The organism is Agromyces sp. NPDC004153, from assembly GCF_053603635.1.
Window position 1 is genome coordinate 2,052,428 of record NZ_JBSGFY010000001.1, and the last position, 13,365, is coordinate 2,065,792.

Genomic DNA, 13,365 nt, shown 5'->3' on the forward strand with positions numbered 1-13,365 from the left:
GCGCTCAGCCGAGCTGCTCTGTCAGCGCGTCGATGATCGCGGCCTCCACGCCCGCCGCGCCGGCCCGGAAGTGCGCGATCTGCGGGTAGATCGTCATGCTGCCGCCCGCGATGCCGGGTGAGTCGGGATCCCAGCCTCCTTCATAGCTGCCCCACGATGGCGCGAGCGGGAGCAGGAACTCGTTCGAGGGGATGTAGGAGTTCGTCTCGTTGGCGTACCCGCCGATCAGGAGTTCCTCGGCCCCGCCGTACCGCAGGCGGAAGTACGCGCCGTAGCCGCTCACGAGCTCTCCGCCCAGGAAGGCGAGCTGCAGGGCCGGGTCCCCCTCGATGCGCCAGACCTGCGACGGGTTCTGCACGCTCGTCGCGTAGGTCCCGGCGTCGATGCGTTCGATCATCGCGTCGGCGTGGCGCTGGTACCACGCGGGCAGGCCGAGGGGGTTCTGGGTCCGGACCACGAACGCATCCCGGACGGCGGCGAGGTTGGCCGGCGTCTCGTCGATGTCGAGCGGCAGGGTCGCCTCGCGGAGGTCGGTGCTGATGGGACCCGTCAGCTCCCGGCCGGGCGACTCGGCGGCGTCGAGCACCGTGTAGCCGAGCGTGTTGCCGTGGTCGTCGCGCAGGGGCCAGCTCGGCACATTCGCCACGCCCACCGGGTTCTGGTCGCCCGCGGGACCGGGGATGAAGAGCGCGAAGGCGCTCGACTCGTCCTCGACGACGTCGCAGGCCTCGGCCGGCCAGTCGCCGTCCCAGAGCTCCTGGTACCCGGCGCTGACCGGATGGCATCCGTAGCTGAAGAGCACGGCCCGGAGCGTGCCGTCGGGGCGGCGCGCCGTGAGCACCGGCACGTCGGTCTCCACGGTCGGGAGGCCCACCCGGTTCATCGCGAAGCCTGCCGACGACACCCGGTACTCGAGCGTCACATCCGTGCGCGGCGCCGCCAGCGCCTCGGCCACGACGGCGACGATGCGGTCCTGCAGCCAGGCCGTGTAGGCGTCGACGAACGCCAGCTCGGCCGGACCCATGTCGTACGTGATGACCGGATCGAGCGTGCGCCCGATGACCGGGCCGTTGTGCGTATGGCTCGCGAGCAGCACGACGTCCGACGAGTCCCAGGCGGCGAGCTGCAGGAGCCGCGAGCGCACGGCGAGATGGACGGCGCGCGGGATCCCCAGGATGTCGAGCGAGACGATGCCGAACGGCCGGCCATCGTCCCAGATGACCGCGCATCGGGCGAGGAGCGGCTGCGAATACGGATCGTCGCTCGACACCTCCCGTGGTCCGCTCTGCACACCGTACCCGCCCATGTACGGATTGACGCCGGGCAACGGAGTGATGTCCACCTTCGCCGTCGAGATCTTGAAGCCCATCGCGATCGCCCCCCAAGCTGAGCGCAAACTGGTCCCTCAGGGGGAAAGATAGTCCTCTCGGGGCGCGGCGGCACCCGTCAATTGCGTCGCGGCATCCGTCGATCCCGTCGCGGCATCCGTCAATCGGACGGAGCGTGATCGGCTCGTCGGCTGCTGCGGGCGGCGAATGCGGCGATCGCGGCCTGCGCGTCGGGCATCGCGAACGCCGCCCCGATCGTGGCCGCCTCGTCGTCGAGCGCCTCCTGGAAGCTGCGAGCGAGCCCCGATCGCACGAGGCGCTTCGCCTGGCCGAAGGCGCCGGTCGCACCGCGGAGCCAGGCCTCGGCGATGCCGCGGGCGCGCTCAGCGACCGCGTTGGGGGCGACGACCTCGGTCACGAGCCCCCAGTCCAGCGCCTCCGCGGCGCTGAGCGTGCGCGACGTCAGCGTGAGCTCGAGCGCGCGCCGTACGCCAACGGCCTCGGGCAGCAGCGTGCTCACGCCGCAGTCGGGCGTGAGGCCGACGTCCGAGTACCGGCTGGCGAAGGTCGCGCGATCGGATGCCACGACGAGGTCGGCCACGAGCATGAACCCGAGTCCGCCGCCCGCGACGGGGCCCTGCACGGCGGCGACGATCGGCTTCGCGCTCTCGCGCAGCGTGCGGTGGCCGTCGTGGATGCGGTCCGCCAGCGCCCGGATGGTGGCGCTGGCATCCCCCTGCTCCCCCGCGAGCTGCGACATCGCGAGCACATCGCCGCCGGCGCAGAACGCGCGCCCGACGGCGTCGAACAGCACCGCGCCGATGTCGTCGCGGTCGGCGACCTCGTGCGCGAGGCGCTGCCACCGCTCGATCGCGGCCGGGTCGACGGCGTTGAGGCGTTCGGGCCGGTTGAGCGTGATGCGGGCGAGCCCGTCGGACACGCGGAACAGGATCGGCTCGGACTCGGCTGCGCTGCTCATGTCCGTGGAGTCTAGTCACGACGGCGGGTCGGGGCGCACCGCCCTGACCCGCCTCACAACCGTCTCGGCTCAGACTCCCCAGTTGGCGGAGGGTGCGACGAGGTACGTCACCTCGTCGTCGTCTGTTGCTCCCACGACCGTGATCCCGAAACTGGGCGCGTCGCCGTATTCGCCAACCGGTGGAAGCGGGACGAGGCCGACCCGCGCGTTGGCCTTCGGGCGGCCGTCCGCGTCGGTCCACTCCACCACCGGCTCGTCGAGGATCGTGACACTCGTGAAGGGGTCGCCCACCCGGACGCCCGAGGGTGATCCGATGCCGGCCGGAGTGCTGACGGGGAAACCATTGGCGTCGGGCGTGGTCACGTGGACCCAGTACCCGGCGGAGTACGGTGCCGCCGCGTCCGGTTCGTCGGGATCCATGATACTGAGGCCGCCCCACTCGTGGACGGTGCCCGGGGCCGACTCCAGCCCGCCGGGGTACTGGCTGTCCACGGGAGCGCCGAGGTAGGTGCTCAGGCCCGCGATGACGTCGGTCGGTGGCGTGAAGTAGTCGAAGCTCACGAGCGTCCCGCCGCCTTCGTCCAGCACCGCGATCGCCTCGGCCGACACGGTGATCGAGGCGGCGACCGGCTCGGGCGACGGAGTCGGCGTCGGCTCGGGTACCGACGTCGCCGACGCGGTCGGGGTGGGCGAGCCACCGTCCGCCGCTCCGGGAACGCACGCCGACATGGTTATCGTCGCCGCGACGGCGGCCAGCGCGAACAGCGCTCTGCGTAGGGTCATGGCGAGAGCGTAGCGGCCAAGCACGGGGCGGGCGATCGGGGTGCGCCCTGATGTGCGGCGGGTCAGGAGTCGGCCGTGCCGCTGCCACCGCGCGAAGGATGCCCGTAGGCCTGCTCGAGCCGGGCGGCGCGCGCCACGAGCACGTCGAGCACGGTGCGCACGGCGAGGCGCTCCGCGACATCCGGCCGCACCAGCGCGACGATCTGGCGCGCCGACGCGACACCGCGGATCGGCTTCAGGACCATGCCGGGGGCGACCGGTCCGGAGGTGAAGCGCGGCACGAATGCGATGCCGAGGCCGGCCACGATGAACGCCTCCATGATGCGCATGTCGCTGAAGCGCTGGCTCACCTCCACCCGCTTGCCGCCCTCCTGCTCGATGGCGTGCAGGATGCGCTCGAACGGGAAGCCGGGCGGCACGCCGAGCCAGGTCTCGTCGACGAGGTCGGCGGGCGTCACGTGCGAGCGGCCGGCGAGGCGGTGGTCGGCGGGCAGCCCGATGTCGAGCGGCTCGGTGAGCAGCGGCACCGCCCGGAGCCCGCGACCGCCCCATGGGAGCACGCCCGGCATCGTGTGGGCGAGCACGATGTCGTAGTCGGCGGTGAGGTCGGGGAACTCCGCGAGCTCGGGGTCGAGGTCGGTGCAGCGCACGACGAGCCCGGCGACCGGCGCCAGGTCCTTGAGGACGCTGGGCAGCAGCGTTGCGCCGACGGTGGGGAAGGTGAGCAGCGTCACCTCGCCGCTCGGGTGGTTGCGGAACTCGTCCCAGAGGGCCGAGGCGCGCTCGAGCGCGATCGCGACGTCGGTCGCGCTGCGCGCCAGCGCATGGCCGGCGCTGGTCAGCACGAGCCCGCGTCCGCTGCGCTCGGTGAGCGGCATTCCCGCCTCGCGCTCGAGCACCTTCAGCTGCTGCGACACGGCCGACGGCGTGCGGCCGGTGGCCTCGGCGACGGCGGTGACGCTGCCCCGTTCGGCGAGTTCCCTGAGCAGGTCGAGGCGTCGTACATCCATGTAGCCAGACTACATCGTCATTGAAGTATTGTGCGCTTGTGCTGCAAGGTTTGGAACGTCACAATGGAGGAGTCGAACACGTGCAACGGCGCATCCGTCGCTCGACGAGCCACCTTCTCCTTGAAAGGAACCACCGTGTTCACGCTCCTCGCCATCCTCGGAACCGTCTCCGTCGCCGGCATCGTCGGCTCCATCGTCACCTCCGCTCGCGACGGCTACCGTCGCCAGCCGAAGGCGACCATCGCGCGCACCGCTTAGGTCGCGCGACACCCCGGGCATGCGCCCGGGTGCAGGGCCGCTGCGCGGGGGAGGGACACCCCGCGGGGCGGCCCTTCGTCGTTTCCGGGTGCCACCGGGGCATCCGAACCTTCCTCTCAGGCGGCGGAGTCGTAGAGTATTCGGGTGACACTCGCCTCCCAGGACGCAACGACCGACGCCCGCCGACAGCTCATCGAGTACATCTCGGCCGACGCGGTGTTCCACGGCGACTTCACCCTGACCAGCGGCAAGAAGGCGTCGTACTACGTCGACCTCCGCAAGGTGAGCCTCGACCACCGGGTCGCCCCGCTCATCGGGCAGGTCATGCTCGACCTCATCGCCGACGTGCCTGACGTCGCCGCGGTCGGCGGCATGACGATGGGCGCCGACCCGATCGCCACGGCCGTCCTGCACCAGGGCGCGGCCCGCGGCCTGGCCTACGACGCCTTCGTCGTGCGCAAGGAGCCGAAGGACCACGGCCGCGGCAAGCAGGTCGAGGGCCCCGACGTCGCGGGCAAGCGCGTCATCGTGCTCGAGGACACGTCCACCACGGGCGGCTCGCCGCTCAAGGCGATCGAGGCGCTGCGTGCAGCGGGCGCCGAGGTCGTGGCGGTCGCCGTGGTCGTCGACCGCGCCACCGGTGCCCGCGAGGTGATCGAGGGCGCGGGCGTGCCCTACCTGGCCGCGATCGGCCTCGAAGACCTGGGATTGGCCTGATGGAACGCGACGGACGCAACTCCGACGACGCCGCCGACTGGCTGCTCGCGCAACTCGCGGCGGGCCCGGCGGCGCGCGATGAGCCGCCCGTCGCTCCGCCACCTGCCACTCCGACCGCGGATGCCGCGCCGGCATCGCTCGCGCCCGTCGTCCCGCCGCGCTCCATCGAGCCGGGCCCGCGCCGCGAGGAGGTGCTCGACTGGTTCTCGGTCGCCGAGCCGCCCTCGGCGACGGATGCCGCGACGCGGGCGCTGCCCGTCATCGGCACCCCGCCCCCGGCTCCGTCGGCGCCCGACGTCGTCGAGCCGCCCACGGCGGCGTTCCCGCCTGCGGCTCCGCTGCCGCCCGCCGCGGCGTTCCCGCCTGCGGCTCCGCCTGCGCCGGCCGGGCCCGCCCCCGTCGCCGAGCCGACGTCGGGGCTCCCCGCCTGGAGCCCGCCGTTCACGGTCGGTCGACCGAGTGCGACGCTTCCCGTCGCTCCGCCGCCGTCGGATGCTCCGCCGTCGGACGTGTCGTCGTCGCCCGTCGCCGAACCCACGGATCCGCCGCCCGGCCCCGTGACCCCGACCGGCCCGTTCGCCCTCACCTGGGGCGGTGGCGACCTCGACTCGGAGGACGCCATCCGCGCCGCCTTCCGCAGCCTCTCGGGGCCGTCGAGCGACCTGGGCCCGGAGGCGTCCGAGCCCGAGTCGCCCGTGTTCGAGGCGCCTGCGCCCGAGGCGTCTGCGCCTGAGGCGTCCGCGCCCGAGGCGTCCGCTCTCGGACCGGCTGCGTTCGAGTCGGCGCCGGCGTCCGCTGCTCCCGAGTCCGCTCCGCTCGACTCCGCCGATTCCGGATCCGACGATTCCGAGTCGCCGTTCGCCGGGTTCCCGTCGCCGCCCGTGGCGCGGCAGTCGTTCACGCCCGCGCCGGGCATGGTGTCCGCCGAGGAGCCTCCCGTGCCGCCGGTCGTGCCGCCGCGGCATCCGATCGCGCCGTCGACCGCACCCGCCGGCTGGGACGAACTCGCCGCCCGCCCCGCGTCGACACCCGAGCCGCAGGCATCCGGGCCGATCGAGCCCGCTGCGCCGTTCGCCGCGCCGGAGCCGTTCGCCGCGCCGGAGCCGTTCGTCGCGCCGGAGCCGTTCGCCCCGCCGGTCCAGTCGGCGCAGCCCGAGCCGCCGTTCGCCGCGCCGGAGCCGTTCGCCCCGCCGGTCCAGTCGGCGCAGCCCGAGCCGCCGTTCGCCGCGCAGCCCGTTCCCGAGCCGGTCGCACCCGCGGCGCCCGCCGGCGGACGCTTCGGCGCGTTCGCCTCGGACACGTTCGGCGACGACGCCGCCGACCCCTTCCGAGCGCTCATCGAGGCGTCGACTCCGCATGACGCCGAGCCGGTGCCGCCCTCGCCGAGCGTCGGCGCGCCCGAGCCGGCACCGGGCGCGGTCACGCCGTCGATCCCGAGCGAGAACACGACCCCGCGCGGCTTCCCCTTCCTCGAGGTGCGCGGCGAGGCCGTCGAGCCCGCGTCCGAGCCGGTCGCCCATCAGGTGGAATCGGCCGCCAACCGTCGCGCGCCGTTCCCCGCCTTCGTGGCCGCGACGGGCGATGGCTCCGGCCGCGAGCCCGAGCCGGAGCCCGTCGACGACCTGCTCGCGGCGCTCGGCTCCGGCACGGCGCGTCCGTCGCGCGACGACGGGTCGGGCTCGGCCGACGGCTCGACTGACGCCGGATCCGGAGCCCCTCCCGAGCGCGGTGGCCCGCCAACGGGCGGCGGGTTCGATGCGCTCGGCTTCTCGTTCGGCGACGACGAGGAGGACGACGAGCCCGACGAGGCTGCCGACGACGAGCGCCCGGCCCGCCCGAGCATCCGCGAGCGGCTCTTCGGTCGCGGTCGAGACGTGGACGCCGACGAGGATGCCGGCCCCGAGCCAGGGCCGGAGCCCGAAGGGGACGATGCCGCTTTCGGCGCGCCCTTCGTGCCGCCGGCCGCGGCTGCGGCGCCGTTCGCACCCCCTGCCGCCCCGCCGCCCGCGCCTATGCCTGCCGCGGCGGAGCCGCAGCCCGAGTCGCCGATCGCGCGCGAGATCGCCGAGACCGGCTACTTCTGGAACCTCACCCCCGACCCCTCGGCCGCCGACCCGAACGCCGAAGGACCGGCGGTGGCCGACCGACCAGGCTCCTTCGATGAGGAGTGGGCCGAGCCCGAGCCGCCGTTCGCCTCCGAGCCGGCCCAGCCCGAGCCGGCTCAGCCCGCGCCCTTCCTGCGCGCTCCCCAGCTCTCCGCCGAGGAGCCCGAGCCGATCGAGCCCGAGCCGATCGAGCCCGAGCCGATCGAGCCCGAGCCGATCGAGCCCGAGTCGATCGCGCCCGAACCGATCGCGCCGGAGTCGATCGCGCCCGAGCCTGTCGCGCCCGAGCCCGTGACCCCCGAGCCGATCGCGCCCGAGCCTCCGGCCGAGCGTCCGACCTTCACGGCATCGCTGTTCGCGATCCCGCCGGCGACGCAGGCCGAGCCCTGGCCCGAGCCCGAGGCGGGCTCCGACGTCGATGCCGAGCCGAGCTGGTCGTTCGGCGACGATGCGCCCGACGAGACGGCCGGCGACCGCGAGGACGCGCCGACCGCGATGTTCCCGGCGCCGTCCGCCGGGCCGAATGCGACGGATGCCCCCGACGACGACCCGCTCGCCGCCCTCTTCGGTGCGCGCCCGGTGCCGCAGGATCCGCAGCCCATCGAGGACCCGTGGAACACGGGATCCCCGTTCGGCGCCTCGGCCGGAACGTCGGCGCCCGCCGATCGCTTCGCCGCCGATGCGGGCCCGTTCGCCGCCTACGCGGCGTCCGCAGCGGCACCCTCGCCGGCGCCCGCTCCCGCCGTGGCGCCCCGTCCGACCTCCGCACTGCGCACCGGCGGCGGCTCGGGCGGCGGCTCCGGCTCCGGCACGGACACGGGCGGATCGGGCTCGGGCGGCGGCAACCGCACCGTCCGCGTCCTCGCCTGGGTCGCCGGAGGCCTCGTGGCGGCGGTCGTGCTCGCGGGCCTGTTCTTCCTCGGCACCCAGCTGTCGGGCGGCGGCGGCGAGGCATCCGCCCCGTCGGCGACGCCGACCCCGACGGAGACCCCGGTCGCGGCGCCCACGGCCCCGCAGCCGGCCGGGGTGCATCCGTGGAACACGCTGTTCGGCGGCGAGTGCATCGACCCGTTCGAGTCGGCCTGGGCCGAGGAGTTCACCGTCGTCGACTGTGCGGCGCCGCACGCGGCCCAGCTCGTGTACCGGGGCCTGCTTCCCGGCGACGAGGCGGCGCCCTTCCCGGGTGAAGCCGAGATCGCGTCGCAGATGAACCTGCTCTGCACGGCGCCCGGCGTCATCGACGTGGCCGCGGTCTCGGGCGTCGAGGACCTGCAGGTGCAGGCCGCGTTCCCGGTGACCGAGGAGCAGTGGACCGAGGGCGAGCGCTCGTACTACTGCTTCGCGAACCGAGCGGGCGGCGAGCCGCTCACCGCGAGCATCGCCGGACCCGGGCCTGCGGTCTAGCGTGGGCTCGCCCGGTCGGGTCGTCGTCGTCGGCTCGCTCAACGTCGACTCCACGAGCTACGTCGAGGCGTTCCCCGAGCCCGGCGAGACCATCCGCTCGCACGGATTCCAGGTCGCGCTCGGCGGCAAGGGATCGAACCAGGCGGTCGCCGCGCACGTGGTCGGGGCATCCGTCGACCTCGTGGCCTGCATCGGCGCCGATGCCGCGGGCGACTTCGCCGTCGCGACGCTCGAGCGGTTCGGCCTGCCCACCGCTGCCGTCGGTCGAGCGGCGGACACCCCGACCGGCGTCGCCCAGATCACGGTCGCCGATTCCGGCGAGAACACCATCATCGTCACGAGCGGCGCCAACCTCGCCGTGACCCCCGCCGTCGTCGACGCCGAGCTCGAGCGGATCGCTGCGGCCGCGCTCGTGCTGACCCAGGGCGAGCTCCCCGTGACGACGATCGACCGGGTCGCCGACCTCGCGGCCGGGGCCGGCGTGCGGTTCGTGCTCAACCTCGCGCCGCCCGCGCCGGTCGCCGTCGCGACGCTCGCGTCGTCCGACCCGCTCGTCCTGAACGAGCACGAGGCGCGGGCGGTCGGCATCGGCACGGATGCCGCGGATGCCTCGCTCGACGCCTGGCGCGACGCCGCGGCATCCGCCGTGGGGCGCATCGCGCGCTCGATCGTCGTGACCCTCGGAGGGGCCGGAGCCGTCGCGGCATCCGAGCGCGGATCGTGGACCGCGCCCGCCCCGGCCGTCGACGCCGTCGACACGACGGGCGCGGGCGACGGGTTCACGGGCGCCCTCGCGGCGTTCCTCGCCGAGGGGCGGCCGCTCGAGGAGGCACTGCGGATCGCGGTCGCGGCCGGCGCGCTCGCCGTGCAGGCCCGCGGCACCGTCGACTCGTACGCGTCGCGGGCGGACGTGCTGCGCGCCGCGGGAGTGTCTGACCGCCCCGACCCCGATCACCCCGGAGCCACCGAATGACCATTCCCGTCATCCTCGACTGCGACCCCGGGCACGACGACGTGTTCGGCCTCTGGCTGGCCGCGGGGCATCCGTCGCTCGAGCTGCTTGCGGTCACGACGGTCGGCGGCAACGTGCCGCTCGAGCACACGAGCCGCAACGCGCGCATCGCGCTCACGGTCGCGGGCGTGACCGACGTGCCCGTCGCCGCCGGGGCGGCAGGGCCGCTCGCGCGGCGGCTCGAGACGGCGGAGTGGATCCACGGCGAGAACGGCCTCGGCGGACCCGAGCTCCCCGAGCCCGCGATCGACCTCGACCCGCGCAGCGCGCTCGAGCTCATGGTCGACACGCTGCTCGGCGCCGACGAGCCCGTCGCGATCGTCGCGACCGGGCCGATCACGAACGTCGCGATCCTGCTGCGCGATCGCCCCGAGCTCAGGGAACGGGTCCGCGAGGTCGTCTGGATGGGCGGGTCCACCGGGCGCGGCAACGCCACGCCCTACGCGGAGTTCAATGCGTTGGTCGATCCCGAGGCGCTCGCGATCGTGGTGGCGAGCGGCGTGCGGTTCACCATGGTCGGCCTGAACGTCACGCACACGGCGCTCGTCACCGCGGCGGTGCGCGAGCGGCTCGCGGCGGTCGGCACGGCGACGGCGGCGTTCGGCGACGAGCTGCTCGAGTTCTTCTGCCGCACGAACGCCGAGGTGTTCGGCATGCCCGACGGCCCGCTGCACGACCCGGTCGCCGTGGCGGTGCTCGTCGATCCCCACGCGGTGACGAGCGTGCACACCCGTCTCGACGTCGAGCTCGCGGGCACCGAGACCGCAGGCGCCACGAGCGTCGACCTCGATGGGATGCTGCGACGCGAGCCGAACGCCTGGGTCGCGATGGCGCTCGACGTCGACCGGTTCTGGGACCTGCTCGACGACGCGATCGGCCGCCTCGCCTAGGTCGCCCTACAGCTCGGACTCGGCCGGCTCATTGACGAGCTCGTGCACGCCGTCGAGGATCTCCTCGGGCCGGAACGGGTAGCGCTCGATCTCGGCCTGGTCGCTGATGCCCGTGAGCACGAGCACGGTGTGCAGGCCGGCCTCGATGCCCGCGACGATGTCGGTGTCCATGCGGTCGCCGATCATGGCGGTGTTCTCGGAGTGCGCGCCGATCTTGTTGAGCGCCGACCGGAACATCATGGGGTTCGGCTTGCCGACGACGTAGGGCTCCTTGCCCGTCGCCTTCGTGATGAGGGCGGCGATCGCCCCGGTGGCGGGCAGCGGCCCCTCCGCCGACGGGCCCGTGGCATCGGGGTTCGTGACGATGAATCGCGATCCGTTGCCGATGAGCCGGATCGCCTTCGTGATCGCCTCGAACGAGTAGTTGCGGGTCTCGCCGACGACGACGAAGTCGGGGTTCGTCTCGGTCATCACGAAGCCCGCCTCGTGCAGCGCCGTGAGGATGCCGGCCTCGCCGATGACGAACGCCGTGCCGCCGGGCAGCTGCTGCTTCAGGAAGTCCGCCGTCGCGAGCGCCGAGGTCCAGATGCGCTCCTCGGGCACGTTGAGCCCGCTCGCGCGGAGCCGCGCCGAGAGGTCGCGAGCGGTGAAGATCGAGTTGTTCGTGAGCACCAGGTAGGGCGTGCCGGCGTCCTCCCACTGCTGCAGGAGCTCAGCGGCACCGGGCAGGGCGTGGTTCTCGTGCACGAGCACGCCGTCCATGTCGGTGAGCCAGCACTCGACCTCTTCACGTCGTCCCATGCGTCAAGCCTAGGGCGCGCACATCACAGGCCGATGAACGGCGGATGCCGCGGGCGCTTCGTCGCGCGCAGGTCCACGGCCGTCCGGAGCGCGGCGCCGGCTCAGTGCAGCAGCGACTGCCAGTCCTCGGGAACCCGTCCCGCGGGTCCGGGTGCGGGCTGCTCCTCGGGCCGGGACAACGGCGGGCTGAGCGGCACGCGCCGCGCCGACGACTCCGTGACGTAGTTCCAGAACCAGTGCTCGCCGGGTTCGAACGAGGTGGCGACCGGATGCCCCGTCTGCTCCGAGTGGCGACGGGCGTGCTGCGCGGGGGAGGCGTCGCAGCATCCGACGTGGCCGCATTCGACGCAACGGCGCAGGTGGAACCACCAGCCGCCGCCCTCGTCGCAGTCGCCGCAGCCGGTGCCCGACGGCGGCGGCGCGAGGTCGCTCACGCGAAGACCTCGGCGGCGGCGAGCGCCCGGTGCACGGAGGCGACGGCGCTCGACCCCTCGCCGACCGCGGCGGCGACCCGCTTCATCGAGCCGCGCCGCACGTCGCCCGCCGCGAACACGCGCGGGACCGACGTCTCGAACGGCAGCGGCATGCGCCCGAGGTCGCGCCAGGCGTCATCGAGGGCGATGACATCGGCCCCGGTGTGCACGAACCCGTGCTCGTCGCGCTCCACGTCGGCGAGCCAGTCGGTCGCGGGCTCGGCGCCGATGAAGCAGAACAGTCCGTGGCAGTCCACCGTGTCGTCGATCGCGCCGCTCAGGGTCACGCGCTCGAGGTTCTCGTCGCCGTGCAGGCCCACGACCTGGGTGCCCGTGTGCACGTCGATGCGAGCGTCGTCGACGATGCGGTCGACGAGGTAGCTCGACATCTGGCGGCCGAGGTCGTCCGCACGCACGACGAGGCGCACGTGGCATCCGTTCGCGGCGAGCGCGAGGGCCGCCTGGCCCGCGGAGTTGGCCCCGCCGACCACGACGACCTCGGACCCCGCCACCTGGCGGAGCTCCATCGTGGAGGCCGCGTAGTGGATGCCGGCGCCCTCGAACTCCTTCCAGCGGTCGAGTCCGAGCGACCGGTAGGCGACCCCGGTGGTCACGATGACCGCGCGAGCGTTCACGACCGCGCCGTCGGTAAGCGTGAGGCGCAGCGCGCCGGGGTCGGACTCGAGCCGCACCGCCTCGCATGGCGCGACGACGCGAACTCCGAACTTGATCGCCTGCAGTGAGGCCTGCGCCGTGAGGTCGTCGCCGGACACGCCGAACGGGAACCCCAGGTAGTTCTCGATGCGTGAGGTGGCCGACGATTGCCCGCCGGGCGCGACGGCGTCGAGCAGCACGGTGTCGAGGCCCTCGGAGGCGCCGTAGATCGCTGCGGCAAGGCCGGCGGGCCCCGCACCCACGACCGCGAGGTCGACGGTGGCGTCGTCCTCGCCGGCGTATGCGAGGCCGAGCAGCTCGGCGAGCTGGCCGGGGGTCGCGCGTGGGATGTTCTCGCCCTGCACGATCGCGACCGGCAGGTCGTCGCGGGTGAAGCCGTGGCCGGCGAACGCCGCCGCCCGCTCGGGATCGTCGGCGTCGACCCAGGTGTGCACGAGGTCGAGGCGCTCGGCGTACCGTCGCAGCGCGACCGCCTCGCGCGAGCGCTCCGACCCGATGATCTTCAGCGTCCACGCGGCGGGGCCGCTGCGCAGCTCCTCGCGGCGCGCCCAGAGCGTGCGGAGCATGAGGTCGCAGAGCTCGTCGTCCTCGGCCATCATCCGCTGGAGCGCGTCGTGGTCGACGCGGAGCATCCGGCCGGGCTCCGCGACCCGGGCGGTGAGGAAGGCGTGCTGTCCGTTGAGCAGGCCGAGCTCGCCCACGAAGGTGCGCGGTCCGAGGGTCGCGATCAGCGTCTCGTCGATCCACTTCAGCGGCTCGCGCACGACGTCGACCGTGCCGGACTCGACGAGGATGAGGTCGTACCAGCGGTCGCCGGCCTTGAAGAGGACGTCGCCCTTCTCGGCGGGGATGGACACGCCGTAGCGCAGCATCCGCTCCCACTGGGAGTCGGTGAGTTCAGGGGTGATCTTGGGTGCCTTGTGTCCCATC

The 13,365-nt window shown here is 73.8% G+C and carries 12 protein-coding genes; 5 read left to right on the forward strand and 7 right to left on the reverse strand.

Annotated elements, in window-relative coordinates; all coding sequences use genetic code 11:
* Positions 1 to 4 precede the first annotated feature (4 nt).
* From ACWEOH_RS09605 to ACWEOH_RS09620, 4 genes are all read right to left on the reverse strand, one after another.
* Positions 5 to 1,369 (reverse strand): hypothetical protein, encoded by a 1,365-nt coding sequence (locus tag ACWEOH_RS09605; RefSeq protein WP_452030374.1) that lies wholly within the window; start codon positions 1,367 to 1,369, stop codon positions 5 to 7.
* 119 nt (positions 1,370 to 1,488) lie between these two features.
* The gene (locus ACWEOH_RS09610) at positions 1,489 to 2,307 is read right to left on the reverse strand and encodes an enoyl-CoA hydratase/isomerase family protein (protein WP_452030376.1); all 819 of its coding nucleotides are present in this window, start codon (positions 2,305 to 2,307) and stop codon (positions 1,489 to 1,491) included.
* A gap of 69 nt (positions 2,308 to 2,376) precedes the next feature.
* Positions 2,377 to 3,090: a hypothetical protein gene (locus tag ACWEOH_RS09615; protein WP_452030378.1), complete on the reverse strand. Its 714-nt coding sequence runs from the start codon at positions 3,088 to 3,090 to the stop codon at positions 2,377 to 2,379.
* Positions 3,091 to 3,152: 62 nt separating this feature from the next.
* On the reverse strand, positions 3,153 to 4,100 hold the full coding sequence (locus ACWEOH_RS09620) for a LysR family transcriptional regulator (protein WP_452030380.1): 948 nt from the start codon (positions 4,098 to 4,100) through the stop codon (positions 3,153 to 3,155).
* A gap of 135 nt (positions 4,101 to 4,235) precedes the next feature.
* Here ACWEOH_RS09620 and ACWEOH_RS09625 point away from each other — a divergent pair, with 135 nt between their 5' ends.
* From ACWEOH_RS09625 to ACWEOH_RS09645, 5 genes are all read left to right on the forward strand, one after another.
* The gene (locus ACWEOH_RS09625; protein WP_274379484.1) at positions 4,236 to 4,358 is read left to right on the forward strand and encodes a hypothetical protein; all 123 of its coding nucleotides are present in this window, start codon (positions 4,236 to 4,238) and stop codon (positions 4,356 to 4,358) included.
* A gap of 144 nt (positions 4,359 to 4,502) precedes the next feature.
* Complete coding sequence (gene pyrE / locus ACWEOH_RS09630; protein ID WP_452030382.1) at positions 4,503 to 5,075, forward strand: orotate phosphoribosyltransferase; 573 nt, start codon at positions 4,503 to 4,505, stop codon at positions 5,073 to 5,075.
* Entirely contained in the window at positions 5,075 to 8,584 is a 3,510-nt protein-coding gene (locus tag ACWEOH_RS09635; RefSeq protein WP_452030384.1) for a hypothetical protein, read from the forward strand. Before pyrE ends, ACWEOH_RS09635 begins: the two co-directional genes overlap by 1 nt.
* 1 nt (position 8,585) lies before the next feature.
* Positions 8,586 to 9,557 (forward strand): ribokinase, encoded by a 972-nt coding sequence (locus ACWEOH_RS09640; RefSeq protein ID WP_452030386.1) that lies wholly within the window; start codon positions 8,586 to 8,588, stop codon positions 9,555 to 9,557.
* Positions 9,554 to 10,486 carry a nucleoside hydrolase gene (locus ACWEOH_RS09645; RefSeq protein WP_452030388.1) on the forward strand — a complete coding sequence of 311 codons (933 nt, stop codon included), beginning with the start codon at positions 9,554 to 9,556 and terminating at the stop codon, positions 10,484 to 10,486. The genes ACWEOH_RS09640 and ACWEOH_RS09645 overlap by 4 nt, the downstream gene beginning before the upstream one ends.
* A gap of 6 nt (positions 10,487 to 10,492) precedes the next feature.
* Here the strand turns inward: ACWEOH_RS09645 and ACWEOH_RS09650 are convergent, their stop codons facing one another.
* From ACWEOH_RS09650 to ACWEOH_RS09660, 3 genes are all read right to left on the reverse strand, one after another.
* Entirely contained in the window at positions 10,493 to 11,287 is a 795-nt protein-coding gene (locus ACWEOH_RS09650) for an HAD-IIA family hydrolase (RefSeq protein WP_452030390.1), read from the reverse strand.
* Between the two features lie 101 nt (positions 11,288 to 11,388).
* On the reverse strand, positions 11,389 to 11,721 hold the full coding sequence (locus tag ACWEOH_RS09655) for a UBP-type zinc finger domain-containing protein (RefSeq protein ID WP_452030392.1): 333 nt from the start codon (positions 11,719 to 11,721) through the stop codon (positions 11,389 to 11,391).
* Positions 11,718 to 13,364: an FAD-dependent oxidoreductase gene (locus tag ACWEOH_RS09660; protein WP_452030394.1), complete on the reverse strand. Its 1,647-nt coding sequence runs from the start codon at positions 13,362 to 13,364 to the stop codon at positions 11,718 to 11,720. Before ACWEOH_RS09660 ends, ACWEOH_RS09655 begins: the two co-directional genes overlap by 4 nt.
* Position 13,365: the final 1 nt, after the last annotated feature.

Bases quoted from the DNA above. Each gene is read 5' to 3' on its own strand.
- ACWEOH_RS09605 (WP_452030374.1), bottom strand. From the start codon at position 1,369: ATGGGCTTCAAGATCTCGACGGCGAAGGTGGACATCACTCCGTTGCCC.
- ACWEOH_RS09610 (WP_452030376.1), bottom strand. From the start codon at position 2,307: ATGAGCAGCGCAGCCGAGTCCGAGCCGATCCTGTTCCGCGTGTCCGAC.
- ACWEOH_RS09615 (WP_452030378.1), bottom strand. From the start codon at position 3,090: ATGACCCTACGCAGAGCGCTGTTCGCGCTGGCCGCCGTCGCGGCGACG.
- ACWEOH_RS09620 (WP_452030380.1), bottom strand. From the start codon at position 4,100: ATGGATGTACGACGCCTCGACCTGCTCAGGGAACTCGCCGAACGGGGC.
- ACWEOH_RS09635 (WP_452030384.1), top strand. From the start codon at position 5,075: ATGGAACGCGACGGACGCAACTCCGACGACGCCGCCGACTGGCTGCTC.
- ACWEOH_RS09645 (WP_452030388.1), top strand. From the start codon at position 9,554: ATGACCATTCCCGTCATCCTCGACTGCGACCCCGGGCACGACGACGTG.
- ACWEOH_RS09650 (WP_452030390.1), bottom strand. From the start codon at position 11,287: ATGGGACGACGTGAAGAGGTCGAGTGCTGGCTCACCGACATGGACGGC.
- ACWEOH_RS09660 (WP_452030394.1), bottom strand. From the start codon at position 13,364: ATGGGACACAAGGCACCCAAGATCACCCCTGAACTCACCGACTCCCAG.